Source organism: Aurantiacibacter sp. KMU-128, assembly GCF_056933515.1.
In genome coordinates this window covers 2,166,320-2,190,928 of sequence record NZ_JBXORT010000001.1, presented here as the reverse complement: position 1 = coordinate 2,190,928, position 24,609 = coordinate 2,166,320, and the positions used below count along the sequence as shown (strand labels likewise).

Sequence of the window (24,609 nt, the reverse complement as noted above, 5' to 3'; positions counted from 1 at the left end):
TGGCGCCGGTTGATGGTCGCTGCGATTTGCGCAGCCAGCCTCACAGCCTGCGCTACGGTCCCTCCGGTAACGGGCAGCGACTTTGTTCCTATACCGATTGCGGATTTGCAGTTCGACGACGGACAAGTCCTGCCGGAAAATCTGAATGAAATCAGCGACGGATGCCCTGAAACATGGGGAGCGCCGCCCGGTTCGGGGTCAGATCCGGTGCTATCTGCGCACGAACGCGAATGGTATTCACGACACTTCGAGGCCGCCGGTGAACGCGCGCTTCTTTCCTACCGGACAGAAATGCAGCCGGTTCGACTGTTGCGTTTCACTTGGCTGAGGACTTTCGATAAGCCCATGATTGTGCGGCTAGCTGAGTACTCCGGTGAGCAATGGGTGATGCACGCTACACGGCTTTCCGGAGCGGGCGGCTATGACGAAGGCGTTGTTGATGCTGAGGTGTCACGAAATCTCGCCCCTTCGGAAGCTGAGGCCTTACGCGATCTGCTTGCCGATCGTGCGCTTTTTCAGATGTCGCTCGACGACTGCATTCATCAATTCGATGAGAATGGTGCGGAAGTGATAGTCGTAATGGCAGATGGGGCGAGATGGCTTGTCGAAAGCCTAGACGATCACGGCTACCGATACATCAATCGTCAGTCTCCCGAGTCGGGCGCGATTTACGATTTTGGGGTCTTCGCTCTTGGCCTGACTGGTTGGGACATTGAGCCGATCTACTGACAAGCGCCCGCCGGCCGCGTGTCAGTGCAACCCGTCCCAATCCGGCGCGGCACTTGTAAAATCATCTTAGCCCTCCGTCCTCTCCCTTTACGACCAACGGATTCTCCGTAAGTTGCGTGGTGAAGGGGACGGTAACCATGACAGGATTCGGAAAGTTTCTCGTCGGCGCGGCGGCGACCTCGCTGCTCGCCTGGGGTGCGCACGCGATGACGGGCGCGGACTATATCGACGGGTTGGAAAGCTCGGCGCAAAGCACATTGGATGGCCTCGGCCTGCCCGAAGGCGCAACGCTCGCCATGAAGCGCGATCCGCTTGCGCGGGTGGCGGTAATTTCGGGTGTGACCGATCCGGCAGAGCGTGACCGCATCCGCGAAGCGCTGCTCGCCATTCCCGGCATGGGCGGCGTGGAGTTCACCGATGCTGCCGATGGTGTGGGCGAAGAGGCTCCTTCCGCTGGCGCGGGCGAAGCCACCGAGAGCGCCGAAGTCGTCGCCTGCCAGTCCGACATCGACGCGGTGATGGAAGGCAAGGTCATCAATTTCCGCAGCGGCAGCGCCTATATGCCCGATGCCTCGCTCGCCGTGGTGAGCGAAGTTGCAGAAGCACTCGGCAATTGCCCCGATCTCGCGGTGGCGATCGAAGGCCATACCGATGCGACGGGCAGCGCGGAGGTCAACCAGACGCTCAGCCAGGCGCGCGCCGATGCCGTCGCCGCTGCACTCACCGAACGCGGTATCGCCGCCGAACGGATCACCGCGACCGGCAAGGGATCGAGCGAGCCGGTGATGGAAGGCGCTTCGCCCGAAGCCAATGCCGCCAATCGCCGCATCGAATTCGACATTTCCGGCGGCGCGGCTGCGCCCGCCCAGGGAGGGGAGTAAACCCATGGCACTGCTGTTTGAAAGCTGGATCCTGTTGATGGTGTGCTTCCTGATCGGCCTCGGCATTGGCTGGCTGATCTGGGCGCAGAAGTGATCGCGAAGAGGAGATAAAACCATGTTCGATCTGATTTTCGCGCATCCTATCCCGTTCATCCTGGCGGCCATCATCGGGCTTGCCACGGCGTGGTGGATCTGGGGCCGTTTCGCAGGTGAAGCAACCGTAAGCGAGGCAGAGGTCACACCCGAACCGGCACCGGCGCCTGCTCCGGCCCCCGCACCCGCTCCGGCACCTGAGCCGATGGCTGCCGCTGCGCCCGTTGCCGCCGCCACCAGCGATGGCCCGCGAATTGCCGCTGCAGTGGGCGAGGACGATGATCTCACCAAGATCAACGGCATCGGCCCCAAATTGTGCGCGCTGTGCAACAGCCTCGGCGTGCGCCGGTTTGACCAGATCGCCGCTTGGGGCGATGCCGAAATCGCCGAAGTCGATGGCTATCTCGGCAGCTTCAAGGGCCGTATCACCCGCGACAACTGGGTCGAACAGGCGAAACTGCTCGCAGCGGGTAATATGGCGGATTGGGAAGCGCGCTTCGGCTACAAATCGAAGTAGGGCTGGTTTTCGGTCGCGGCGGAGGTAAGGCACTTCCGCCATGACCTCCATCGTCCTGATCCATCCCGAAATCCCCGGCAATACCGGCGCGGTCGGGCGCACCTGTGTGGCGCTGGATATGGAACTGGTGCTGATCCATCCGCTGGGCTTCACGATCACCGACAAGCGGGTGAAACGGTCGGGGCTGGATTACTGGCCGCACGTGCGGCTGGCGGAGTTTCCTTCGTGGGAAGCGTTTCTGGCGGAGCGGCAACCGCGCGCCGACCAGCTCTTCCTGTTCGAGGAATTCGGCAGCACCAGTTTCTACGAGCCCGATTATCCCGATGATGCGCTGCTGGTGTTCGGGCAGGAGACCAAGGGCATCCCGCCTGCGATTCTCGCGCAGCATCCGGATCGGCTGTTCCACCTGCCGATGCGGTCTGAGCATATCCGCTCGCTCAATCTGGCGAATACGGTAACGGCGGCGGCGTATCAGGCGCTGCGGGGGAAGATCTGAGCGAATAGCCCTCCCCAAGGGGAGGGATTAGGCCGCCTCGCTCTCCACCCCGTCCGCCACATAGGGCCGCAGCAATTCGCGCACATCCACCACGGCCTTCAGCCGCGCGCAGAGCAGGGCGGAGCCGCTGATTTTGCGCTGGACGAATAGGGTTTCCACCGGCGGGATGTGCCACGCACTGCGATCCTCGGCGATGGCCATGCCTTCGTCGCGGATGACGGAGACAAAGGCGCGGTCACCGAAATCGAACGGGCCGGGGCGGTTGAGTTCGGTGATGATGATGTCGGCAATTGTGTCGAACCGTGCGCCCTGTGATGCGAGCATGGCATTGCTGATAAAGCCTGCTTCCAGCGCGGCGGCGCGCACCGCATCGCGGTCTTGCGCGAGGCCAGCAACCAGTAGAGCGCGATAGCTTTCCACCACTGCCGGATCGACCACGCGGGTCGCACCGAAATCGAGCAACACCAGCTTTCCCGTCTCGGGCTGATAGCGGTAATTGGCGAAGTTGGGATCGGTCTGCATCACCCCGAATTCGAACATTTCGCGCAGCACCAGCGCGATGATGGTGCGAGCGATGCGGTCGCGTTCCTCCTGCGAGGCGCTCTCGGTTTCCTCGACCGGGCGGCCGGGGATGAAGTCCATTGCCAGCACGCGCCCCGTTGAAAATTCCTCGGCAATCGCGGGGACAATAAATCCGTCCTCGCCCGCCAGCCGCTGGCGGTAGAGCATCATCTGCTCGCCCTCGCGCACATAGTCGGCTTCTTCGTGTAATTGCCGCTTCGCCTCTTCGAGCAACACACTCATGTCGAGCTCGGCGGGCAGCAGGCCGGAGACGCGCAGCAGCGTCGCAACATTGTCGACATCGGCATCGATGCTTTCCTTGACGCCGGGATATTGCACCTTGATCGCCAGCTCGCGCCCGTCCTTGGTCGTGGCCTTGTGGACTTGTCCGATTGAGGCGGCGGCAATCGGGCGCGGGTTGAAGAGCTTGAAACGGGCGAGCCAGCCCTTGCCCCATTCGGCATCAAGCACGTCGCGCAATTGCTTGGGCGGCATCCGGTCCGCTTGTTCGCGCACGCGGGCGATGATTTGCGCAAGCTCCGGCGGCAGCATATCGCCCGCATCCATGCTGATCATCTGCCCCATTTTCATCGCCGCGCCGCGTAAATGCGAGAGGCGATCCGCCAATCGTGCGGCATTGGCAGGGGTGAGCATGGCATCGCGCAGGCGCGGTCGCTCACCTCGCGCAAGCCGCCGCGCACCTTCGGCCAACACGCCGCCCGCGACGCCGCCTGCCAACCGCCCGAACGCGCCCAGCCGCGCGGCACGGCTGCTCGGGACAGCGCGGCTGCGGTAATCGTCAGGGGTGTCGTCATCCATGGCGGGGGCTTTCTCGTGGGCAGTGATGACACAAGGAACGAGGTGCCCTGCTGGTTCCCGTTCTTTGCAGCCAATTACGACCTATAGCCTTCCGCCCAGCACTAGCCCCGCGAATGCGCCTGCGCCGATCAGCGCAGGGGCGACCCACGCACCTTTGAGCCGGTATGCGCCGAGCATTACCGCCACGAAAATGGCTCCGCCGATCAGCGGTGCTGCCACGCGGTCGTGCAACACCATGGAGAGATCGACCAGTGTTGCGCCAATCACGCCCACCGCCGCCGCCGCCACTCCGTCCAGCAGGCGGTGCAGCCGCGGCTGGGTGAGCAGCGCCTCCATCCGTTCAAAAAACAACATGGAGAAGGCAAAGGCCGGCAGGAACATCCCCGCAGTGATCGCCAACGCGCCTGTAAACCCGCCCGCAACATAGCCCACGAAAGTGGCGAAGATCACCAGCGGCGCGGGCAGCGCGTTGGCAATCGCCACCCCGTCGAGAAATTGCGCATCCTCCAGCCACCCGCGCCCGACTGTATCGGCGCGGACATAGGGGATAGCGGTGTACGCTCCGCCGAAGGTGAGTAGACCACCCTTGAGCCCCGCCAGAAACAGCGCGAACGGCGCTGCCGTGCTGACAGCTCCGCCTTGCGCAATGCTGGCGGTTGGCGCGGCGGGCAGCAAGGTCCATGCAGCGAGCGATACCAGCGCAAGGATCAGCGGCGCAGCGCCTGTGCGCAGATTGGCCGCATAAGCCAGTCCCCCCACGGCAAGGGTAATCCAGAACGGCACGCCTGCCACCGTCGCGACCAGCGCGAAAAGGCCGATCCCCCACAGATCTGCATTGGTGAGGATATGCCCGCCAATCTTGTGGATTGCCCGCAGGATGATCGCCAGCACCGCAATCTGCACGCCGGTCAGCAGCGCCACCAGATCGGCATTGCCCGCGACAAAGCGCATATAGGCCCAGCCACAGGCGAGCATCAGCAGAAAGCCGGGCAGCATGAAGCCTAGTCCTGCAACAAGCCCGCCCAGCCTCCCGCGCGCTACGATGCCCATATGCACGCATAGCTCGTGCGCTTCGGGGCCAGGGAGCGCCTGCATGACGGCGAGCAGGCGATTGAAACGCTCAGAGGAAATCCAGCCGAGCCGGTCGACCAGCTCTTCGCGCACCATGGCAATCTGCGCCACCGGCCCGCCAAAGGCGAACGCGCCGAAGCGCAGGAATTTGCCGAACAATGCGGAGAGCGAAATGGCGATGGGCGGCGGAGCGGTCACCGTCGCGGCTCGCCTTGGGAAGATCAGGCCTTCCGCGTCGCGGTCAGCGCCATCTTGCCGAGCATACCGGCGTCGATCGTGCCCTTCACATCGTCGCCGTCCACCGTTGCCTCGCAATCGAGCGTCATCGGCAGCGGCATATTCATCTTCATCTTCCAGTTCAGCGTATCGCCGGTGATGGTGCCATCCTTGATGTCCATCTGCCCCAGCGAGCCGGTCAGCGAACCGTTGAAGCCGGTTCCATCGTCGTTGGGAACGATGGTGATCTCGCCGGTCTGTTCGCCCATCGGGGTGTTCACGACGAAATCATAGGTGCCGCCAACGGTGCTCATACTGCTCTCCTGAATCCGGTAGTTTCCGCGCTGAGCCTTACAGGTCTTCCGCGTCGATGTAAGTGATATCCATTCCCAGCGCTTCCAGCTGCGGATCGATGGTCGTGCGGTCACCCACCACCACGATGACGAAATTGTCGGGCTGGAGATAGGTCGCCGCCGCCGCATTGATCGCATCGGCATCCACCGCGCGGTAGATATCCGGCAGGTTCAGCTGATAGCGCAGATCGCGGCCGAGCAGGATGTTGGACGTAATCGCTCCCAGCACCTGGCCGTTCGTTTCGAACCGGTTGGGCAGATTGCGGATATTGCCATCGGTCACGCGCTGGAATTCCACCGCATCGACGGGGCGCGTGGCGGGGAAGGCGGCCATCTGGTCGAGGATGACGCGGATCGAATCCGCCGTCCGGTCTGCCTGCACTTGCGTTTGCACCTGATAGCGGCGCGGCCCTTCGGCAGTCGCGATGAAGCTGCTGATGCCGTATGTCCAGCCGCGCGTTTCGCGCAGATCGGTGTTCAGCCGCGAGAGGAAGCCGCCGCCCATCACTTCGTTCGCCAGCTCGATCGTCTCGAAGCCCTCAGGCTGGCCGCGGAACGGCGTCAGGCGACCAAGAATGAGGAAGCTGGAGGGCGAATTCGGGCGGTTTACCACCACCAGGCGGGTAGCCGGAGCCGGCGTCGGCGCATCGATATGGCGCGGCGAGGGCGCGGCAGCAGGGGCTTCCCAATCGCCGAAGGCTTCTTCCAGCGCGCCGGTGAGTTCGCTCATGCTGATATCGCCGACCACAGTGATGGTGGCGAGATCGGGGCGGAACCATTCGGAGTGCTCGGCGCGCAGATCCGCGGCGGTCAAGCCTGCGACAACATCCGCATCGCCTGCCGAAGAGGCGAAGGCGTAGGGATGTGCCGGGCCATAAACCTGCTGCATGAAAGCGCGCGAGGCGAGCCCGCCGGGATTGGCGAGCTGTTGCTCGATCCCGGCGATACGCTGGTTCTTCACTCGCTCGACATCCGCCTCGGCAAAGGCCGGGTTGCGGACCACGTCGGCAAACAGATCGAGCGAGGGGCGCAGATTGGCCGTCAGCGCGGTGAGCGACACTGTAGTCGTTTCCGCCCCGGCACCGGCACCGAGGAATGCGCCAAGCGCCTCCTGCTCCTGCGCGATTTCCATCGCGCTGCGGGTGGTCGTGCCTTCGGTCAGCAGATCGACCATGGTTTCATGCACGCCCGCCTGACCTATGGGATCGACGACCGATCCGGCATCGAAAATCATCGCCAGGGAGATTTGCGGAACGACTTCGCGGCGCGCCAGCACCACTTCGATGCCGTTGGAGAGCGTCGCGCGCTCGACTTCGGGGAAGGTCAGATCGCCCACCGGTTCCGGCTCGGGCAGAGCGCGTTCGGGGCCGGTGCGGGCGACTGCGATATCGCTGCCGGTGTCGGGCTCGGGGGCGGGCATGGTCGCCTCGTCACCCCAGCCGCCGAGCAGCGCGCCGTCGAGCGTGCGCTCTCCGGGTGTGACCACCAGCGTCAGCGCAGGGCGCGAAAGCCAGCGTTCCATCGCCGCGCGCACCTCTTCGGGAGTAAGCGTCGCCATGCGTTGCAACTGCCCGATGAAGAAGCCGGGATTGCCGGTGTAGAGCAGTCCTTCGGCGAGCATTTCGCCCTTGCCGCCAAAATTGCCCACGCGCTGCTGCGAGCCGATGGCTCCCGCTGCGATCTGCGTTACCGCGCGGTTGATTTCTTCCTGCGTCGGCCCTTCGGCGATCATGCGGGCGATTTCCGCCTCCAGCGCCGCTTGCGCATCTTCGCGTGCCACGCCGCTGGCGACATCGACCTGCGCTTGCAGGAAGGTCAGCTGCTCGTGCTGCTGCGAATAGGCGAACACGCTGGTCGCCAGTTCCTGTCCGCGCACCATCGAATCGTCGAGCCGTGAAGAGCGCAGCCCGCCAAGGATCGACATACCAATTTGCAGCGGCACCGCATCGGGATGCTCCATGCCGGGGCCGGTCCACGCCTGATAGACACGGGTCAGCGGCACCTGATCGGTGATTTCGCGGAAAATCGGCTCGGCCAAAGTGACCGGCCCGGCCTCTGGCGTCACCACATCGGGGCCGCGCGCAATATCGCCGAACCAGCGTTCGACCATCGGGCGCGCGGTCTCGGCATCGATATCGCCGGTGAGAGCGAGGACGACATTGTTCGGGCCGTAATTGTCACGGAACCAGCTCTGCACGTCTTCCAGCGAAGCGGCGGACAGATCGGCCATCGAACCGATGGTCGAGTGACGATAGGGATGGCCGACCGGCAGCAGCCCTTCATTGATCACGTAATCATCAAGGCCGTAGGGGCTGTTATCGCCCTGCCGCTTTTCGTTCTGCACCACGCCGCGCTGGTTATCGAGCTTCTCCTGCGTCACCGCGCCGAGCAGATAGCCCATGCGGTCGCTTTCCATCATCAGCGCCAGATCGAGCGCGCCGGTGGGCACAACTTCGACATAGTTCGTGCGGTCATACCAGGTCGAACCATTGGTACTGGTAGAGCCTGCCGCTTCCAGCGGAATATCGAAATTCTCCACATTTTCGCTGCCGCCGAACATCAAATGCTCGAACAAATGCGCAAAGCCGGTGCGGCCGCGCGGTTCGTGCTTGGATCCCACGCGGTAATAGGTCGTGACGCCAACGATGGGTGCCTTGCGGTCGGTATGCACCACCACTTGCAGGCCGTTTTCCAGCGTGAAGGTTTCATACGGAACCTGGAAATCGGCGATGATCGCTTCGAGGCTGGCAGCCTGCGGTGCGGCCTCGGCCACGACCGGATCGGCGGTGGCAGAGGGCGGCGCTTCGACAGTGGCACAGCCGATGAGGGCCAGAGCAGCAGTGGCGGGAAGGAGCGAACGGATCGTGGTGCGGAGTCTCATGGGCGCGACTGTTAGCACACTGCCGGGCAAGGGGAAGCGGTTTAAACACGCCGTTTGAAGAGCGATTTGGGTGCTTTGTCGAAAGTCCGCTCAGCGCAGCGATTGCCGTGACAGATCAAACAGCATCGCGCCGATTGCGAGCACGCCGCCGACCAGACCGATCAGCACCGGTTGTTGCCAATCTCCACCGGTCACTGTGCGCAATGTCACGACCCAAGGGAACCAGTCCGCATCCTGCGTTCCGGAGATCAGCACCGCCAGCCCCACCAGTGTGCCCGCGATGCCGACCGCCAGCGGGATGACGAAATTGGCGAAGCGCAGGGCAACCCATAGCTGGAGCGTGGCGAGCAGCAGGCCGGCAGCCAGCAGGCGCAGCGCGCGTATCGTGACGTCGGCAACCGCCATATCGCCCGTAGGCATCGCACCGGTTATCGCTCCTGCCAGGCTGACCAGCGCGTAGGTATAGACCAGCAGCAGCGCGGTCATGCCCGCCAGCGCGCCGTGGATCACCAGCGTCTTTGCCGCAAATATCTGCCAGCGTGGATAGGGCAGGGCGAGCACGTGATCCCATGCCTTGGCGCGGTATTCCACCTGTGCGGCCAGCGTCGCAAAGGTTGCGGCGGCCATCGGGAAGATAAACATCGCCCACAGCGGCAGAGTGAATTTGTCGATCACCGAAGACCAACTCGACTGGCGATCGTTGACGACAATCACCAGCAGCGCCAGCAAAGCGGTCAAGGCCGGCACAACAAGGGCAAACAGCATGGCGAGTGAGCCGCCGAGCTTGGCCAGTTCGGCGCGGATCAGGGAGATCATGCGGCCATTCCTTTCAGTCCTGCTCCGGCGGAGCTTTTGTAGAGGTCTTCGAGCGTGCGCTTCTTCTCTCCCAGTGCGTAGACCGCGATGCCGCTGTCGATCAGTAGGCGGGCAATCTCTGCGGCAAAACTGTCAGCCCCCGTGTTTGCGGAGCACGCGACGTCGAGCCCGTCGCGGCCACTGGCCCTGGGGACGAAGCCTCTCGCCGCGAGCAGCGCCAGCGCATCATCGCGCCGGTCTGTGCGCAGATGGATTGCCCGTTCGCCTGCCAGCAGGTCCTTTAGCGGCCCCTCTAGCGCCACCTGACCCGCGCGCAGCAGCCCTGCGGTGTCAGCGATCTGCTCGACTTCGGCGAGCAAGTGGCTGGAGACAAAGACTGTCGCGCCGATGCGGTCAGGCAAGGCGCGGATAAGCTCGCGCATTTCGCTGATGCCTTCCGGATCGAGCCCGTTGGTCGGCTCGTCCAGCATCAGCAATTGCGGTGCCCCCAGCAAAGCACGCGCGAGGGCAGTGCGCTGGCGCATCCCCAGCGAATATTCGGCCACCTTGCGCGATGCGTGGCGGGTCATATCGACAATATCGAGCACGCGGCCGATTTCGCTGCGCTCCAACCGCAAAAGGCGGCGGGTGATATCGAGATTGGCCTCGCCGCTCAGGTGGTCGTAGAGCGCGGGGCTTTCCACGAATGCTCCCGTCCGTGCCAGCGCGGCGCGCGGATCGCTGGCCATGTCCTCCCCCAGCAAGCGCACCGTTCCTGCATCGGGCTGCAATATGCCGAGGATGAGGCGCATGGCCGTAGTCTTCCCGGCGCCATTGGGGCCGATAAATCCGTAAACGCCGCCAGCGGGCACGCGCAGATCGCAGCCGCGTATAACCTCGCGCCCGCCTAGCCGCTTGCACAGCCCCGTCGTTTCGATTGCGAATTCCATTTGCCAAAGCCTGTTCGTGTATTTAATCTTTAATTAAATTGATGAAGTAAAAATTTAAGTCAAGATTAAATTTGGAGAGCGAGATGCGGGAATTGCGCAGACAGGGAATGTTGGTGGCCGGTGTGGCCGGATTTTGCGCCTTTGGCCTCTTGGTATTGATCGGGCTCGACCTCTATTCGCTCGGCCGCAATGGTTGGCAGCCTGAGACATGGATCGTCCTGCGCTCGACGATGGTGTTCTATTTCATTGCCTGCGTCGCGGTGGCGATTGCGGGCAGGCAAACGGCAAGGGGCAAGGCGTTCGGGCTTGTCCTGCCGCGGATGCTCTCGCTAGTTGGCGTGTGCATCGCATCGGGTGCGCTATGGGAGGCATTCGGCGTCGCCTTTCTTCTGCGGATTTTCGAGATTGGCGGGTTTCGCAGCTATGCGATTTTCAACCCCGGTTTCATCGCGCTCGGCGTCGTTGGCTTGCTGTTATGGCTGGTGGGACGATTGATGGGACGCGCCGCTGCGATGTCCCGCGAATTGGGCGAGTTCATCTGATGCCGGTCGCTATCACGCTCGACGCTGTTCTGGAGACCAAGGGCATGACCGGCAAGGAGCTGGCCGCCCGCATCGGCATCAGCGAAACCCAGCTCTCGCTTTTCCGTTCGGGCAAGGTGCGCGGCATCCGCTTTTCGACCCTGTCCAAAATGTGCCTGGAGCTTGGCTGCAAGCCGGGTGACCTGCTTGATTATTTGCCCGATAACGCTGATCTTGAAGCGTAAACGTCGGCCGGCCTCGACGAGGGCATGAAAATTACCGTCCGGCGCACTTGTGTGGCGTAAGTGCAACACTATGTGTCGAGGGTAATTCCGAGAGGGGACAACACGCACATGAATCTCGAAAAGTTCACCGACCGCGCCAAGGGCTTTCTGCAAAGCGCGCAGACCGTGGCGATCCGGATGTCGCACCAGCGCATTTCGCCCGAGCATATCCTGAAGGCGCTGCTGGAGGATTCGGAAGGCATGGCCGCCGGACTGATCCAACGCGCGGGCGGTAATCCGGGTGTGGCGGTACAGCAGGTGGACGCGCTGCTGGCCAAAGTGCCTGCCGTTAGCGGCTCGGGCGCACAGGCGACGCCGGGGCTCGACAATGACGCCGTGCGGCTGCTCGATAGCGCCGAGCAAGTGGCGGAAAAGGCGGGCGATTCCTACGTCACCGTCGAACGCCTACTGCTGGCCTTTGCGCTGGCGATGGAGACCAAGGCGGGCAAGGCGCTCGCCGATGCGGGCCTCACTCCGCAGGCGCTCAATTCCGCCATTGAAGAGCTGCGCAAGGGCAAGAATGCCGACAGCGCCAATGCCGAGGCAACCTATGACGCGATGAAGAAATATGCCCGCGATTTGACGCAGGCGGCGCGGGACGGGAAGCTCGATCCGGTGATCGGGCGGGACGAGGAAATCCGCCGTGTGGTGCAGATTCTCGCGCGACGGACGAAGAACAATCCGGTGGTGATTGGCGAACCCGGCACCGGGAAAACCGCTATTGCAGAAGGACTTGCGCTGCGCATCGCCAATGGCGACGTGCCCGACAGCCTGAAGGATCGCCGCCTGATGGCGCTCGATCTGGGCTCGATGATCGCAGGCGCGAAATATCGGGGCGAATTTGAAGAGCGGCTTAAATCCGTGCTCGACGAGGTGAAGGGCGCGGATGGCGAAATCATTCTTTTCATTGATGAAATGCACACCCTTATCGGTGCGGGCGCGTCCGAGGGAAGCATGGATGCGTCCAATCTCTTGAAACCCGCATTAGCCCGCGGTGAGCTGCACACAATTGGTGCAACCACGCTCGACGAGTACCAGAAATATGTCGAGAAGGATGCCGCCCTCCAGCGCCGCTTCCAGCCGGTCTTTGTCGACGAGCCGAGCGTTGAGGACACGATTTCGATCCTGCGCGGCATCAAGGAAAAGTACGAGCTGCATCACGGCGTGCGCATCACCGATGGCGCGATTGTGGCCGCAGCGAAACTCTCCGAACGCTACATCACCGACCGCTTCCTGCCTGATAAAGCCATCGACCTGATGGATGAGGCCGCGAGCCGTATCCGCATGGAGGTGGAATCAAAGCCCGAGGAGATCGAGAATCTCGACCGGCGGATTATCCAGCTCAAGATCGAGGAGCATTCGCTCACCAAAGAAAGCGACACGGCATCGAAGGAGCGGCTGGTTGCGTTGCGTGAAGAGCTCGCCAATCTGGAGCAGCAATCCTCCGAGCTAACCACGCGCTGGCAGAACGAACGCGACAAGATCCACGCCGAGGCGAAGATCAAGGAAGACCTTGATGCCGCGCGGATCGAGCTCGAACAGGCACAGCGCGGCGGCGATCTCGCCAAGGCGGGCGAGCTGCAATACGGCACCATCCCGGCGCTAGAAAAGCAGTTGGCCGAAGCCGGTTCGCACACCGAAAACGCACTGCTGAAGGAAGAGGTGACCGAAGACGATATCGCCTCTGTCGTCAGCCGCTGGACGGGTATTCCCATCGACAAGATGATGGAAGGCGAGCGCGAAAAACTGCTCAAGATGGAAGAGGCGCTGGGCAAGCGCGTAATCGGACAGGAAAAGGCGATTACCGCCGTGTCCAAGGCCGTGCGCCGCGCGCGGGCGGGTTTGCAAGACCCGGGCAGGCCGCTTGGCAGCTTCCTGTTCCTCGGCCCCACGGGTGTCGGCAAGACCGAGCTGACCAAGGCGCTGGCCGCCTTCCTGTTCGACGACGACAATGCGATGGTGCGGATCGACATGAGCGAGTTCATGGAGAAGCACTCGGTCGCCCGACTGATCGGCGCGCCTCCCGGCTATGTCGGCTATGACGAGGGCGGCGTGCTGACCGAAGCGGTGCGGCGGCGGCCCTATCAGGTGGTGCTGTTCGACGAGGTCGAGAAGGCGCATACCGATGTATTCAACGTGCTGCTGCAAGTGCTCGACGATGGCCGCCTGACCGACGGGCAGGGGCGGCAGGTCGATTTCAGCAACACGCTGATTATCCTCACGTCAAACCTCGGCAGCCAGTTCCTTTCCAATCTTGGAGATGACGGCAAGGTGGAGGATGTCGAGGATCAGGTGATGGATGTGGTGCGCGGGCATTTCCGCCCCGAATTCCTAAACCGGCTGGATGAAATCGTGCTGTTCCATCGCTTGGCGCAGGAGCACATGGCGCCCATCGTCGATATCCAGGTAGCGCGGGTGCAAAAGCTGCTGAAGGATCGCAAGATCGTGCTCGACCTGACCGAGGGGGCAAAGAAGTGGCTTGGCCGCGTGGGCTATGATCCGGTCTATGGCGCGCGGCCGTTGAAGCGGGCGGTGCAGCGTTACCTGCAAGACCCGCTCGCTGAAAAGCTGCTGGCAGGCGAAGTGCCCGATGGCTCCACGGTCAAGATCGACGAAGGCGAGGGCGAGTTGGCGATGGTTGTTAGCTAACTCAAGCCGCCAAACGGAAACAAAAAGGGCGGGGATTGCTCCCCGCCCTTTTTCGTTAGCGCTTGCGGTGCGGCTTAGTTGCGCACCGAAATTCCGATGAAGTAATAGCTGCCATACGGGTTCACCGGATAGGCAAAGTTCGTCGGATACGGACGCTCGTCGGTGAGGTTGTTCACCCCGCCATAGATCGAGATGCTGTCGCTCGCGTCATAGGTCAGCGCCAGATCGTGGATGAAATACTCATCCGCGAAGCCAGCGGGGCCGACCTGTGCATCGGCGGTTTCGATCTCGATGCCCGAGAAGGCGGTGCTGCCGACATATTGCAGGCCGTAACGCAGCGTGAAATCGCTGAAACCGACGCTGATCGAGCCGACACCGGCCCATTCGGGGCGCTGCTCTTCGCGCAACTCCGGATCGACATTGGTCGGATCGGTCGGATCGAAGAAGAAGTCGAGATAATCGACCCAGTTCACCGATGCCCGCGTGCCGATATCGAATTCGCCGATATTGAAGCGATAGGCGATGGTGCCATCGATACCGGCGGTTTCGATCTTGCCGAAGTTCAACTGCGTCTGGCTGAGGAAGTTGAAGCCAAGGAAGGTCGGGCTGCCGGGATCGTCGTTACGGGTGAATTGGCCGCAGAACTGGTTCGGGAACGCGGTCGAATCGTAACAGGTATCGACAATGTCCTGCGCGCCAACGGCGGAAATCGCGTCTTCGATCACGATGTTGTAATAGTCCGCCGAGATCGTCAGGCCCGGAATGAAGCGTGGCTGGATGACCGTACCGAAGGTGTAGGTCGTCGCCGTTTCTTCATTGAGGTTCGGGTTGCCGCCAGTGGTGCCCGAGAAGCGCGCCGTCAGCGGATCCGAATAATCGTAAACGCCGTTGGTGGAATAGGCGCTTGCCGCCGCGCCCAGCGCCTGGAAGTCGGCAATACAATTGGCCTGACGGTTGGCCGCTGCCGCCGCATCGAGCACCGCGATCTGCGATACGTCACACGGATCGGACGGACGGAACACCGTGCCCTGTTGCGGGCTGAACAGCTCGTCGATGTTCGGCGCGCGCACGGCCTGCGAATAGGTGCCCCGGAAGCGGATGTCTTCCACCGGTGCCCAGATGCCGCTCACGCTCCAAGTGAAGGTGCTGCCGACGGTCGAATATTCCGAGAATCGCGCTGCGCCTGATACTTCGAGCGTATCGAAGAACGGCATTGCCGACAGGATCGGAATGTTGATTTCGCCGTAGATTTCCGCAACGTCGAACTCGCCGCCCGAATTGAACACCTGCGTCTGCGCGTCGAACACCAGCTGCTGGTTGCCGGACACATCACCGATGAACTGGCCCGCATTGATATCGGGCGTGGTGATCTGGGCGATGCCCAGCGTCAGCGGATCGAATTCGAAGCTGCTGCGCTCCTCACGGTATTCCGCACCCACGGCGAATGCGACCGCGCCGCCCGGAAGCTCGAAGAAGCTGCTGGTATCGCCCACAAGGCTGGCGCTGAACACCAGCTGTTCGAGCGTGGTGGTGTTGACGGTCGTCTCGGTGATGAAATCCACCGCCGCTGCGCTGACCGACCGCTCGCCGTTGAACAGCGAGGAGGGGACGCAGCTGCCGTCGCCCGGGTTGAAGGTGAAGAAGCCGCCATCGATCACCGGGAAGAACTGGCTGCCCGGGTGGCGGGCATTCGGGTCAAGGTCGGAACGGCAAACGATATTGCCATTGGCCCGGCCATTCAGGAACTCGCCTTCGTCCACCGCGTCGATCGACGCGAACAGACGGTCGGGCAGAACGGTGTTTTCGTTTTCGATGCGAGATTCGAAGCGACCGTAATTGCCCGAAATCTGCCAAGCAAATTCATCGGTGCTGCCAAACTCGCCGCGCAGGCCAGCCACCGCGCGATAGGTTTCGCGCTCGGCCAGCTGGCGGGCAAGGCCGAGATCGGTGAAGTCGCGGCTGACGCGCAGACCGCCCGCATCATCCGCATCGGCTTGCAGCACGGCGGGGATGTAGGGGTTGTCGGCGAAGATGAGCAGCGAGTCGTAGAAGGTGTTATACGGGTTCTGCGATTCCGTGTACGAATTCACATACTTGGCATCGACGAAGAATTCGACGCCCGGCGTTAGCTCGTAATTGGCGAGCAGGTTGGCATAGACGCGCTCATTGCCCGGGATCAGCGTCGCGCCGCTCAACCGCTCGGGCGCACCGTCACCGCCGAACTGGTTCGACGAACTGGCCACAATGCCGTCTTCGAAAATCTTTACGCCGCCGTCAGGGGTCGAAACGTAGCAGCCACCCCCGCCAAAGCCGGTGAGGCCGATGAAGCTTTCCTGACAGTCATTGATGCCGTTGTTGTTGATGTCGGCATCGAAGAAGCCGAAATCGCGGCGGAAGATCAGGCCAGCGCCCGACGAAATCGCAAAGCGCGGATCGGCCTGGTAGGCGAGGGCCGGGGCGTTGGTCGCACGGTCGATCAAGGCCTGCTCGGCAGCGGTCGGTGTGACACCACCGGTGAAGATCGCGTTGTAGTCTGCCGAGCCCGGCAGCGGGATGCGGAAGCCGATGGGGAAGCTGAAATTGGCGATGCTGTAAAAGTTCTGGAAGTTCGGCGTCGCATTGGTGATGTCGCCGCGCTGGAAGCGAAGCAGCGGGCTGGGATAGGTCGTACCGGTGTTGAAGCGACCGTTATTGGCGAAGAAATCGCGATCACCCTGCAGCAATTGCTCGCTATTCGAATAGCCGACCGCCAGCGTGACATTGCCGCGATTGTCGGCGAAGTTCATACCGTAGGCGCCGTCGATCGAGGCGGTGAAGCCGTCGCCATTGCCCGACAGACCCGCAACGCCATCGAGCAGGAAGCCGTCGAGATCGTCGCGCAGCACATAGTTCACAACGCCCGTGACAGCGTCGGCACCGTATACGGCGGAGGCGCCGCCGGTGAGCACTTCGACGCGCTCAATCAGGCCAGTGGGAATGGTCGACACGTCGACGATCTGGCTGCCGGCGACACCGGAGACGTGGCGCTGCCCGTCAACCAGCACCAGCGTGCGCACCGCGCCGAGGCCGCGCAGGTTGAGCGTCGCCTGGCCGATGCCACCCGCGCCGTTCTGCAGCGAGTCAGCAACCGTGCCGGAGTTCGAAAGGGCTGGGATTTCGCGCAGTGCATCGGTCGCGTCGATCACGCCGGTTTCGCGGATATCGGCAACCGAGACGGTCGCCACCGGGGCGGCAGCCGCTTCGTTGGCATCGCGTTGGATGCGCGAGCCGACCACCACGATCGGGTCGCCCTCAGGGTCCTCGGAAGCACCAGCGTCCTGTGCAAAGGCAGGCGCCGAACACAAGGCAACCGAAATGGCGAATGGTGCGCATGCAGCACGCAGGGAGGTTTGGAATTTCACTACAAAAAGCCCTTTCTGGCTGAACAGGAATGTCCCACGATACGAGAAACCTGTTGGATTTCGCACGCCATTGCAATTTCATGGCTCGGCTTTGCCAGATTTTGGAGGGCTCATGTTGCATTGCAACAACACAGTACCGGTTTGCGTCGCGGATCGTTCTCGGCAGCTGGGTATCCGGCAACAATCAGCCATACCTGCGGCCAAGTGTGTGCTTTTAGCCACAGATTGTTTCAAATGTGAGGATTACCCGCGCTTCTCCCATTTGCCATTTTGACAAGGGGGAGACGCTATTGCAGTCATGCGACACAGCGTGATTCAATCGCAGCTTACCCCTGCAGATCGTACGCTCGGCGTTTTTGGAGCCTCGCACCTTTGCTCTCTGGCGCTGAACGGTTTGTGAATTCGAAATCTACAAGGTGGATGGGACACACATGAAAAAATTTCAGAAGAACGCCCTAACGGGTCTTGCACTGTCGGTATCGGCAGTTGCGCTGCTGGCCGGTGGGCCGGCTTTTGCGCAGCAGGCAGATCCCGATGATGAGGAAGAGGTATCGGTCGGCGATCCGGAAACCGAGCAATCGGAAGAACGCATCGTTGTTACCGGCTCGCGTCTGCGCACGACGACCACCTACAACAGCATCTCGCCGCTGCAGGTGCTTGACAGCGAAGCGGCCCGTGACGTCGGTGAATTCGACGCGGCAGAGATTCTGCAGCGCTCGGAAGCTGCTGCTGGTACGCAGATCGACGCAACCTTCCAGGGCTTCGTGCTGAACAACGGTCCGGGCTCGCAAACGCTCGACCTGCGCGGTCTGGGTGCTGACCGTACGCTGCTCATGATCAATGGCCGCCGCCTCGCACCTGCCGGTGTGGAAGGCGCGCCGACCAACCCCTCGATCAACCTGCTGCCGACCTCGCTGATCCAGCGCTATGACCTGCTCCTCGACGGTGCATCGTCGGTGTACGGTTCGGACGCTGTGGCCGGTGTGGGCAACATCGTGCTGCGGACCGATATTGACGGCTTCGAGTTCTTTGCCAGCGGCAACAAGAACGAGCAGAGCAATGGTGGTGACGACTACACCATCTCCGGTGCTTGGGGCACGACTTTCGACCGCGGCTTCTTCGGCATCGGTGCGGAATATTCGCGCCGTGACGAAGTGCTGAACGGTGACCGTGACTTCTTCCAGGGTTGCGATACGCACTACGAAACCGATGCGGCGGGCAACATTTACCGCAACGACGTGGCGACGGCTGCTTTCAACGAGCAGACCTCGGTGACCGAAATCGGTCGTCGGATTACCTCGCTGGTGCAGCCCTGTAAGTTCGACCGTATTACCGGCCGTGTGCAGGTTGCCAGCACATTCGGTGGCTCGCTCTACCTCGACAACGTCGATCGTGGCCTCGGCACCGGCTTCCCGGGCAACTATTACATTCCGTTCCTCTCGGAAACGAATGACGCACTGGGTGTTCCGGTCGACGCCGATGGCGACGGTTTCCAGGATATCGATCTGTCGACCCGGACTGTGAACGGTAACGACCCCAACCAGTCGTTCATCAGTCCGCAGGATCTGTACAACGTCATGGCCTATGGCGAGTACAATCTCGGCACCGATCTGAACATCACGCCGTTCTTCGAAGCGCTGTACAGCCGCGCCGAAGTGAACGTGCGGAACAGCGGCCCGCCGCAGTTCTTCCCGTGGGTTCCCTCGAGCAACGTGTTCAATCCGTGTAACTTCACGACCAACCCCAATGGCGTTGACTGTCGTGCTGCGGAAAACCGTTACTTCACCGAAAATTACGGCTTTGGTCCGGTTAACAGCACGGGCTTCCGTCTGCCGGTTCGCCCGATCCCGTCGATCATCGGTGACCGTAACAACGTCGAAACGGTGCAGGAACAGTATCGCGGCGTGTTCGGTGTGCGGCTTGACCTGCCGTTCATTGGGGACAGCTGGAGCTACGAAGCATCGGTTGTCTATTCGCGTTCGGAAGGTTCCTCGATCCGTCGCGGTATCCGTGAAGACTTCCTCGCCCACGCGCTCGGTATCGACCCGACTGCCGACTTCAACGGTGACGGTATCGTCGACAACAACGGCAATGGCGTTGCGGATGACTACATCTCGTTGACGACTTCTCCGTTGCTGTCCGACGGTCCTTGCGGCACAAACTTCCGCAACCCGCAGCTGCTTGCACCGGGAATCGGTCAAGGCTGTGTGCCGGTCAACCTGTTTGCCACCTCGCTCTATCTCCCAGGCCCAGCCGGTGATTTCGCGACGCAGGCAGAGCGTGACTACCTGTTCGGTGAACGTACCTTCGACACCACTTACGAGCAGGTCGTTGCATCGGCGTTCATCACGGGTGACCTGTTCGAACTGCCTGCCGGCCCGCTCTCGATCGTGCTCGGCGGTGAATATCGCAGTGACTCGATCAACTCGCAGCCGGACCTCGTTGCGTCGGATGGCCTGTTCTGGGGCTTCTTCGCCGACCAAGGCGCCGTGGGTAGCAAGTACATCATCGAGAGCTTCGGCGAAATCAACGTTCCGGTCTTCGATTCGGACACGTTCGGTACCTTCGATTTCAAAGCCGCTGGCCGTATCAGCGATGAGGAATTCTACGGTACCAACGCTACCTACTCGCTGGGTGCGGGCTGGCAGCCGATCCCGCAAGTTCTGCTGCGTATGACCTACGGCACGTCGTTCCGTGCGCCTAACCTGCGCGAGAACTTCCTTGCCGGCCAGTCGGGCTTCGGCGGGATTTTTGACCCATGTGCCGTTCCGGATGCCGCTTACGAGCCGCCGGGCCTTGGTGGTGCGGGCTATGTCGCCGGTCAGGACAACCGTGATCCGTTCATCCTTGCTAATTGCCGCCGGGAAGGCCGCGATCCGACCACCGTCGGTATCGACAGCAGCGGTATCAACACGCTGCAGGTTTCGAGCACGGAAATCACCTCGGGTGGTAGCCTTGATCTCGATCCGGAAACGTCGGAATCGCTGACTGCTGGTATCAGCATCACCGAAGACATTGGCGATTTCGGTATCTCGTTCAGCTTCAACTACTTCAATATCGACGTCCGCGGTGCGATTATCGAACCGACCGGCCAGTCGGTTGTGAACGGGTGCTTCCTGAGCGAGAATGCCGACCGCAGCAACCTGTGCGATTTCATCGAATATGACTCGGATCCGGCAGGTCGTCGTCTGGTGAACGGCGTTTTCGCTGGCTTCATCAACGTCAACCAGGAAACGGTTCGCGGTATCGATCTGAACGCGACGCTTGATTACGGTGTGCCGCTTGGCAACGAGACGCTCGATCTGAGCCTCAACTTGCGCGCCAACCACCTGATCCGCCGTGAGACGATCTTCCTCGACGATGAAGGTAACGCAGACTCGTTCGAAGCTGCAGGCACCTTCGGCTTCCCTGCTTGGACTGGCCGTGCCACCTTCGCGGCTGGCTACTCCGACTTCGTCCTGACGTGGTCGACCCGTTGGATCGGTCAGACCTCGGCCTTCGGCGCCTCGGATCCGTTCGTAGACGCTTGGGGCTTCAACGAAGCTGGCGAGTTCCTTGGCGTGTTCTCGGATACCTGTCTGGGTGCAGGTTCGCGTATCCTTGATGCTGGGCCGAACTTCGGTCAGCTTGACGGGATCGTGGCTGGAGACGGCAACTACTGCTCCGACGTCGACTTCGCTGATGATTACTTCGTACACACCGTTTCGGTGCGCTACGACTTCAGCGACGACATCACGCTGCGTGCCGGTGTGACCAACGTGTTCGATCGCGATCCGCCGCTGATCGATACCTCGGAAGTGTTCGGTCGCTCGAACACCGCCATCGGTAACGGTTACGACATTAACGGTCGCGAGTTCTTCGGTTCGATCAACGTTCGCTTCTGATCGCTGTCACAACCGAAACGAAAGGGCCCCGCAGTTCACGCTGCGGGGCCTTTTTCTTGTGTGGGCGCGACGCGCCTCGCTTGACCACGTCATCGCATGGCGTAGGACGCTGGCATCAGAGCTAGGGAGCAAGGCACAGGCATGATTATCGACTCCACCATTGCCGCCGTCGTCACCGGCGGCGCCTCCGGCCTGGGGGAGGCCACGGCCCGCGCGCTTGCCGCCAAGGGTGCCAAGGTCGCGCTGTTTGACATGAATGCGCAGCGCGCCGCCGAGGTCGCGGCCGAGATTGGAGGGATCGCCTGCACCGTGGATGTGACCGATGAAGCATCGGTTGACGCAGGCTTTGCCAAGGCCCGCGCCGCGCACGGTCAGGAACGGGTGCTGGTCAATTGCGCCGGCATTGCCACCGCCGCCAAGACCGTGAAGCGGGACCGCGACACGGGCGAAATCAGCCACTTACCGCTCGCCGCCTTCGAAAAGGTCATCCGCATCAATCTGGTCGGCACTTTCCTGTGCTGCGCCAAATCTGCGGCGGGCATGGTGACGCTCGATCCGGTGGGCGCGCATGGCGAGCGCGGCGCCATCGTCAACACCGCCTCTGTCGCGGCGGAGGACGGGCAGATCGGGCAGATCGCCTACGCCTCGTCCAAGGCAGGCGTAAAGGGCATGACCTTGCCGCTCGCGCGTGATCTGATGGGCGAGGGCATCCGCGTCAACGCCATCCTTCCGGGCATTTTCGGCACGGCGATGCTCGCCGGATTGCCCGAAAAAGCGCAAGCGGCGCTGGCGGAGGCGGTGCCGTTCCCCAAACGTCTGGGCGATCCGGCCGAATACGCCGCGCTCGCCTGCTTCATGATCGAAACCGGCTATTTCAACGGCGAATGCGTCCGCCTCGACGGGGCAATCCGGATGCCTCCGAAGTAAGACCCCGAGTAATCAGCGGAGTTCTCCATGGCAGAATGGCATATCGGTGTTATCGGCGGTTCGGGACTGTATGATCCCGGGGCGTTGACCGACGCGCAGGAGATCGAAGTCGCCAGCGCCTTCGGCGAACCTTCAGGCCCGGTCACAACGGGCTTTATCGGCGGAGTTCGCTTCACCTTCCTTGCGCGCCATGGCAAGGGCCATCGCTATTCGCCAAGCCATGTGAATTACCGCGCCAATATCGATGTGCTGAAGCGCTGCGGGGTGACCGATGTCGTGGCAATCTCGGCGATAGGCAGTCTGCAGGAACGCTATGCGCCGGGCCACTTCGTGGTGGTTGACCAACTGATCGACCGCACCACGGGGCGCGAACGGAGCTTCTTTGGGCAAGGCATAACCGCGCACGTGCCGCTCGCCGACCCTGTATGTCCGCGTCTTTCCGCGCTCGTGGCGAGGGCGGCGGACAATGCCGGGGCGACAACCCACCAGGGCGGCACCTATGTCGCTATCGAAGGCCCGCAATTCTCCACCCGCGCGGAGAGCACGCTCTACCGCGCCTGGGGTGCCGATGTGATCGGCATGACAGCGATGCCCGAAGCCCGCCTCGCCCGCGAGGCCGAGCTGCCCTATGCTCTGGTCGGGATGGTGACCGATTACGATTGCTGGCGCGCGCCTGACGGGGACGTCGATGTGGCGGATATCCTGAAAGTCATGTCCGGCAATGCCGAAAACGCCCGGGCTTTGCTTGCTGAACTGGGCGCAGCGCTACCCAAGTCGCGCAGTGCCAGCCCGATCGACACGGTGCTCGACACCGCGATCATTACCCCGCAGGATTCCTGGAACCCGGCGCTAGCGGCGCGGCTTGATGCGGTTGCTGGACGATTGCTCGCGCAGGTGCCGGAACAGGACGCTTGATGTCGCGGAGGCGCTCCAAACATTAACATCCTTGCCAAATCGGCAAAATGCCAACAATGTTGTTGCTTATGCAACCAACCAGCACACTCGCTCGCTTTCTCCCTTACCAGTTGTCCCTCGCCTCCAATGCGGTGAGCGGGCGCATCGCGATGGAATATCGCCAGCGCTGGGGCCTGAGCATCCCAGAGTGGCGCGTGATGGCGGTGCTGGGCGATGCTGGCGCGATGACTCAGCGCGATCTGACCAAGCGCACGCTGATGGACAAGGTGGCCGTCAACCGCGCGTGCAAAGTGCTGGAAGAACGCGGTCTCGCCCAACGCCAGCCCAACGAACAGGACGGCCGCTCGCACCTGCTCGATCTGACGCCGGATGGGGCGGCCATGCATTCCGAAATCCTGCCGCTGGCGCTGGAAATGGAACGCAAGCTGTTTGCCGGCTTCTCGACAGAGGAGCTCGACCTGTTCCGTGCGCTCTTGCACAAGGCACGGCATCAGGCAGAGGATTTGTCGGAAGCGAGTTTTACCGGCGGCTACGGCATTCGCTAGGCCGCTCGCGGCAAACAAAAACCCCCGCACTGCCGAGGCTGTGCGGGGGTTCCTTTTTGGCCGAAGCCAGGTGAAACTTTAGCTCGGCGGCGTGTTGCTGCCCGGGCCATCGCCGGAGAAAGCATCGCCGATCGAACAGGCCGCGGGGCCAAGGATCACGATGAACAGCACCGGCAGAATGAACAGGATCAGCGGCACGGTCATGATCGCGGGCAGGCGTGCGGCCTTCTCCTCGGCGCGCATCATGCGCTCGTTGCGGAATTCGGCCGAAAGCACACGCAGCGCGGATGCCAGCGGCGTGCCGTAGCGTTCGGTCTGGATCATGGTGGTCACCACCCCGCGCACGGCATCCAGGTCGACACGATAGGCAAGGTTTTCGAAAGCCTGACGCCGTTCGGTGAGGAAGGCGAGTTCAATAGCGGTCAGCGCAAACTCGTCGCCCAGCTCGGGATAGGCACGGCCCAGTTCACGGGCGACGCGGTTGAAAGCGGCGTCAACGGTCAGGCCGGCCTCGGCGCAGATCACCAGCAGGTCGAGTGCGTCGGGCAGGCCCTTCTGGATCGCCTTGGTGCGCTTGTTCGCGATGTTCTTCAGATAGACTTCGGGGCCCTTGTATCCGGCAATCACCATCGCGGCGAAGCCACCGAAGCGCTTCATGCTGCCCCAATCGGGGAAAGTGTCGGTCCAGTAGAACAGCACCACACCGATCAGGCCGAGCACAATCGGCAGGATCATGCGCGCGAAAATGATGACGACGGCATATTCCTTATTGCGGAAACCGGCCTGCGCCAGCTTCTGCTGCACGTCCTTCACCTGGTCTTCCTGCAACACACGCATACCCTGCAGCGTGTCTTTGACCTTTTCTGTGGTGTCGGTCTTGCGCACCAGGCTCTGACGCTTTTTGGACGTCTGGGTGAGCATCCCGGTTTTCAGTTCGGCACGGCGATCGTTCAGCGCTTTGACGCGCTTGGCCATCGGGTCTTTCACCGTGACGGCGGCGTAAATCGCAAACATCGTGGCCGCAGCGGCGATCCCTGCCAGGATCGTGCCGACAAGGATCACATCCACGCCAAGCAGGGTGGGGCCGGATGCGGGGGCGAAGCTCAAAAGGGTCATATCGT

19 protein-coding genes are annotated in these 24,609 nt (G+C 62.1%); 11 read left to right on the top strand and 8 right to left on the bottom strand.

Features of this window, described 5'->3' with window-relative positions:
- Positions 1 to 12 precede the first annotated feature (12 nt).
- The 4 genes from ACS0VV_RS10735 to ACS0VV_RS10720 all read left to right on the top strand — a co-directional run bounded on the left by ACS0VV_RS10735 (position 13) and on the right by ACS0VV_RS10720 (position 2,716).
- Positions 13 to 729 carry a hypothetical protein gene (locus ACS0VV_RS10735; RefSeq protein ID WP_483532699.1) on the top strand — a complete coding sequence of 239 codons (717 nt, stop codon included), beginning with the start codon at positions 13 to 15 and terminating at the stop codon, positions 727 to 729.
- Positions 730 to 866: 137 nt separating this feature from the next.
- Complete coding sequence (locus tag ACS0VV_RS10730) at positions 867 to 1,610, top strand: OmpA family protein (protein ID WP_483532698.1); 744 nt, start codon at positions 867 to 869, stop codon at positions 1,608 to 1,610.
- Positions 1,611 to 1,725: 115 nt separating this feature from the next.
- Complete coding sequence (locus ACS0VV_RS10725; protein ID WP_483532697.1) at positions 1,726 to 2,220, top strand: hypothetical protein; 495 nt, start codon at positions 1,726 to 1,728, stop codon at positions 2,218 to 2,220.
- Positions 2,221 to 2,260: 40 nt separating this feature from the next.
- Complete coding sequence (locus ACS0VV_RS10720) at positions 2,261 to 2,716, top strand: tRNA (cytidine(34)-2'-O)-methyltransferase (RefSeq protein WP_483532696.1); 456 nt, start codon at positions 2,261 to 2,263, stop codon at positions 2,714 to 2,716.
- A gap of 27 nt (positions 2,717 to 2,743) precedes the next feature.
- Here ACS0VV_RS10720 and ACS0VV_RS10715 read toward each other — a convergent pair whose 3' ends face one another.
- From ACS0VV_RS10715 to ACS0VV_RS10690, 6 genes are all read right to left on the bottom strand, one after another.
- A complete protein-coding gene (locus tag ACS0VV_RS10715) occupies positions 2,744 to 4,096 on the bottom strand; it encodes an ABC1 kinase family protein (protein WP_483532695.1) in 1,353 nt (450 codons plus the stop codon).
- An 81-nt stretch (positions 4,097 to 4,177) separates the two neighbouring features.
- The gene (chrA, locus tag ACS0VV_RS10710) at positions 4,178 to 5,365 is read right to left on the bottom strand and encodes a chromate efflux transporter (RefSeq protein ID WP_483532694.1); all 1,188 of its coding nucleotides are present in this window, start codon (positions 5,363 to 5,365) and stop codon (positions 4,178 to 4,180) included.
- A gap of 23 nt (positions 5,366 to 5,388) precedes the next feature.
- Positions 5,389 to 5,697: a hypothetical protein gene (locus tag ACS0VV_RS10705; protein ID WP_483532693.1), complete on the bottom strand. Its 309-nt coding sequence runs from the start codon at positions 5,695 to 5,697 to the stop codon at positions 5,389 to 5,391.
- Positions 5,698 to 5,734: 37 nt separating this feature from the next.
- Entirely contained in the window at positions 5,735 to 8,617 is a 2,883-nt protein-coding gene (locus ACS0VV_RS10700) for a M16 family metallopeptidase (protein ID WP_483532692.1), read from the bottom strand.
- A gap of 90 nt (positions 8,618 to 8,707) precedes the next feature.
- A complete protein-coding gene (locus ACS0VV_RS10695) occupies positions 8,708 to 9,433 on the bottom strand; it encodes an ABC transporter permease (RefSeq protein ID WP_483532691.1) in 726 nt (241 codons plus the stop codon).
- A complete protein-coding gene (locus ACS0VV_RS10690; protein WP_483532690.1) occupies positions 9,430 to 10,362 on the bottom strand; it encodes an ABC transporter ATP-binding protein in 933 nt (310 codons plus the stop codon). The genes ACS0VV_RS10695 and ACS0VV_RS10690 overlap by 4 nt, the downstream gene beginning before the upstream one ends.
- Before the next feature lie 107 nt (positions 10,363 to 10,469).
- On the opposite strand from ACS0VV_RS10690, the gene ACS0VV_RS10685 reads away from it, so the two are divergent.
- The 3 genes from ACS0VV_RS10685 to clpB all read left to right on the top strand — a co-directional run bounded on the left by ACS0VV_RS10685 (position 10,470) and on the right by clpB (position 13,816).
- The gene (locus ACS0VV_RS10685) at positions 10,470 to 10,904 is read left to right on the top strand and encodes a hypothetical protein (RefSeq protein WP_483532689.1); all 435 of its coding nucleotides are present in this window, start codon (positions 10,470 to 10,472) and stop codon (positions 10,902 to 10,904) included.
- Complete coding sequence (locus ACS0VV_RS10680; protein ID WP_483532688.1) at positions 10,904 to 11,128, top strand: helix-turn-helix domain-containing protein; 225 nt, start codon at positions 10,904 to 10,906, stop codon at positions 11,126 to 11,128. Before ACS0VV_RS10685 ends, ACS0VV_RS10680 begins: the two co-directional genes overlap by 1 nt.
- 108 nt (positions 11,129 to 11,236) lie before the next feature.
- Positions 11,237 to 13,816: an ATP-dependent chaperone ClpB gene (gene clpB / locus ACS0VV_RS10675; protein ID WP_483532687.1), complete on the top strand. Its 2,580-nt coding sequence runs from the start codon at positions 11,237 to 11,239 to the stop codon at positions 13,814 to 13,816.
- 74 nt (positions 13,817 to 13,890) lie between these two features.
- On the opposite strand, the gene ACS0VV_RS10670 is transcribed toward clpB, so the two are convergent.
- Positions 13,891 to 17,160, bottom strand: coding sequence for a TonB-dependent receptor domain-containing protein (locus ACS0VV_RS10670; RefSeq protein WP_483532686.1), 3,270 nt, complete (start codon positions 17,158 to 17,160; stop codon positions 13,891 to 13,893).
- Between the two features lie 488 nt (positions 17,161 to 17,648).
- On the opposite strand from ACS0VV_RS10670, the gene ACS0VV_RS10665 reads away from it, so the two are divergent.
- From ACS0VV_RS10665 to ACS0VV_RS10650, 4 genes are all read left to right on the top strand, one after another.
- A complete protein-coding gene (locus tag ACS0VV_RS10665; protein ID WP_483532685.1) occupies positions 17,649 to 21,101 on the top strand; it encodes a TonB-dependent receptor domain-containing protein in 3,453 nt (1,150 codons plus the stop codon).
- Between the two features lie 141 nt (positions 21,102 to 21,242).
- Positions 21,243 to 22,028 carry an SDR family NAD(P)-dependent oxidoreductase gene (locus ACS0VV_RS10660; RefSeq protein ID WP_483532684.1) on the top strand — a complete coding sequence of 262 codons (786 nt, stop codon included), beginning with the start codon at positions 21,243 to 21,245 and terminating at the stop codon, positions 22,026 to 22,028.
- Between the two features lie 27 nt (positions 22,029 to 22,055).
- Positions 22,056 to 22,943, top strand: coding sequence for an S-methyl-5'-thioadenosine phosphorylase (gene mtnP, locus ACS0VV_RS10655; RefSeq protein ID WP_483532683.1), 888 nt, complete (start codon positions 22,056 to 22,058; stop codon positions 22,941 to 22,943).
- A 68-nt stretch (positions 22,944 to 23,011) separates the two neighbouring features.
- Positions 23,012 to 23,488, top strand: coding sequence for a MarR family winged helix-turn-helix transcriptional regulator (locus tag ACS0VV_RS10650; RefSeq protein WP_483532682.1), 477 nt, complete (start codon positions 23,012 to 23,014; stop codon positions 23,486 to 23,488).
- 78 nt (positions 23,489 to 23,566) lie between these two features.
- Here ACS0VV_RS10650 and ACS0VV_RS10645 read toward each other — a convergent pair whose 3' ends face one another.
- Positions 23,567 to 24,604, bottom strand: a complete 1,038-nt coding sequence (locus tag ACS0VV_RS10645) for a type II secretion system F family protein (protein ID WP_483532681.1) — start codon at positions 24,602 to 24,604, stop codon at positions 23,567 to 23,569.
- Positions 24,605 to 24,609 lie beyond the last annotated feature (5 nt).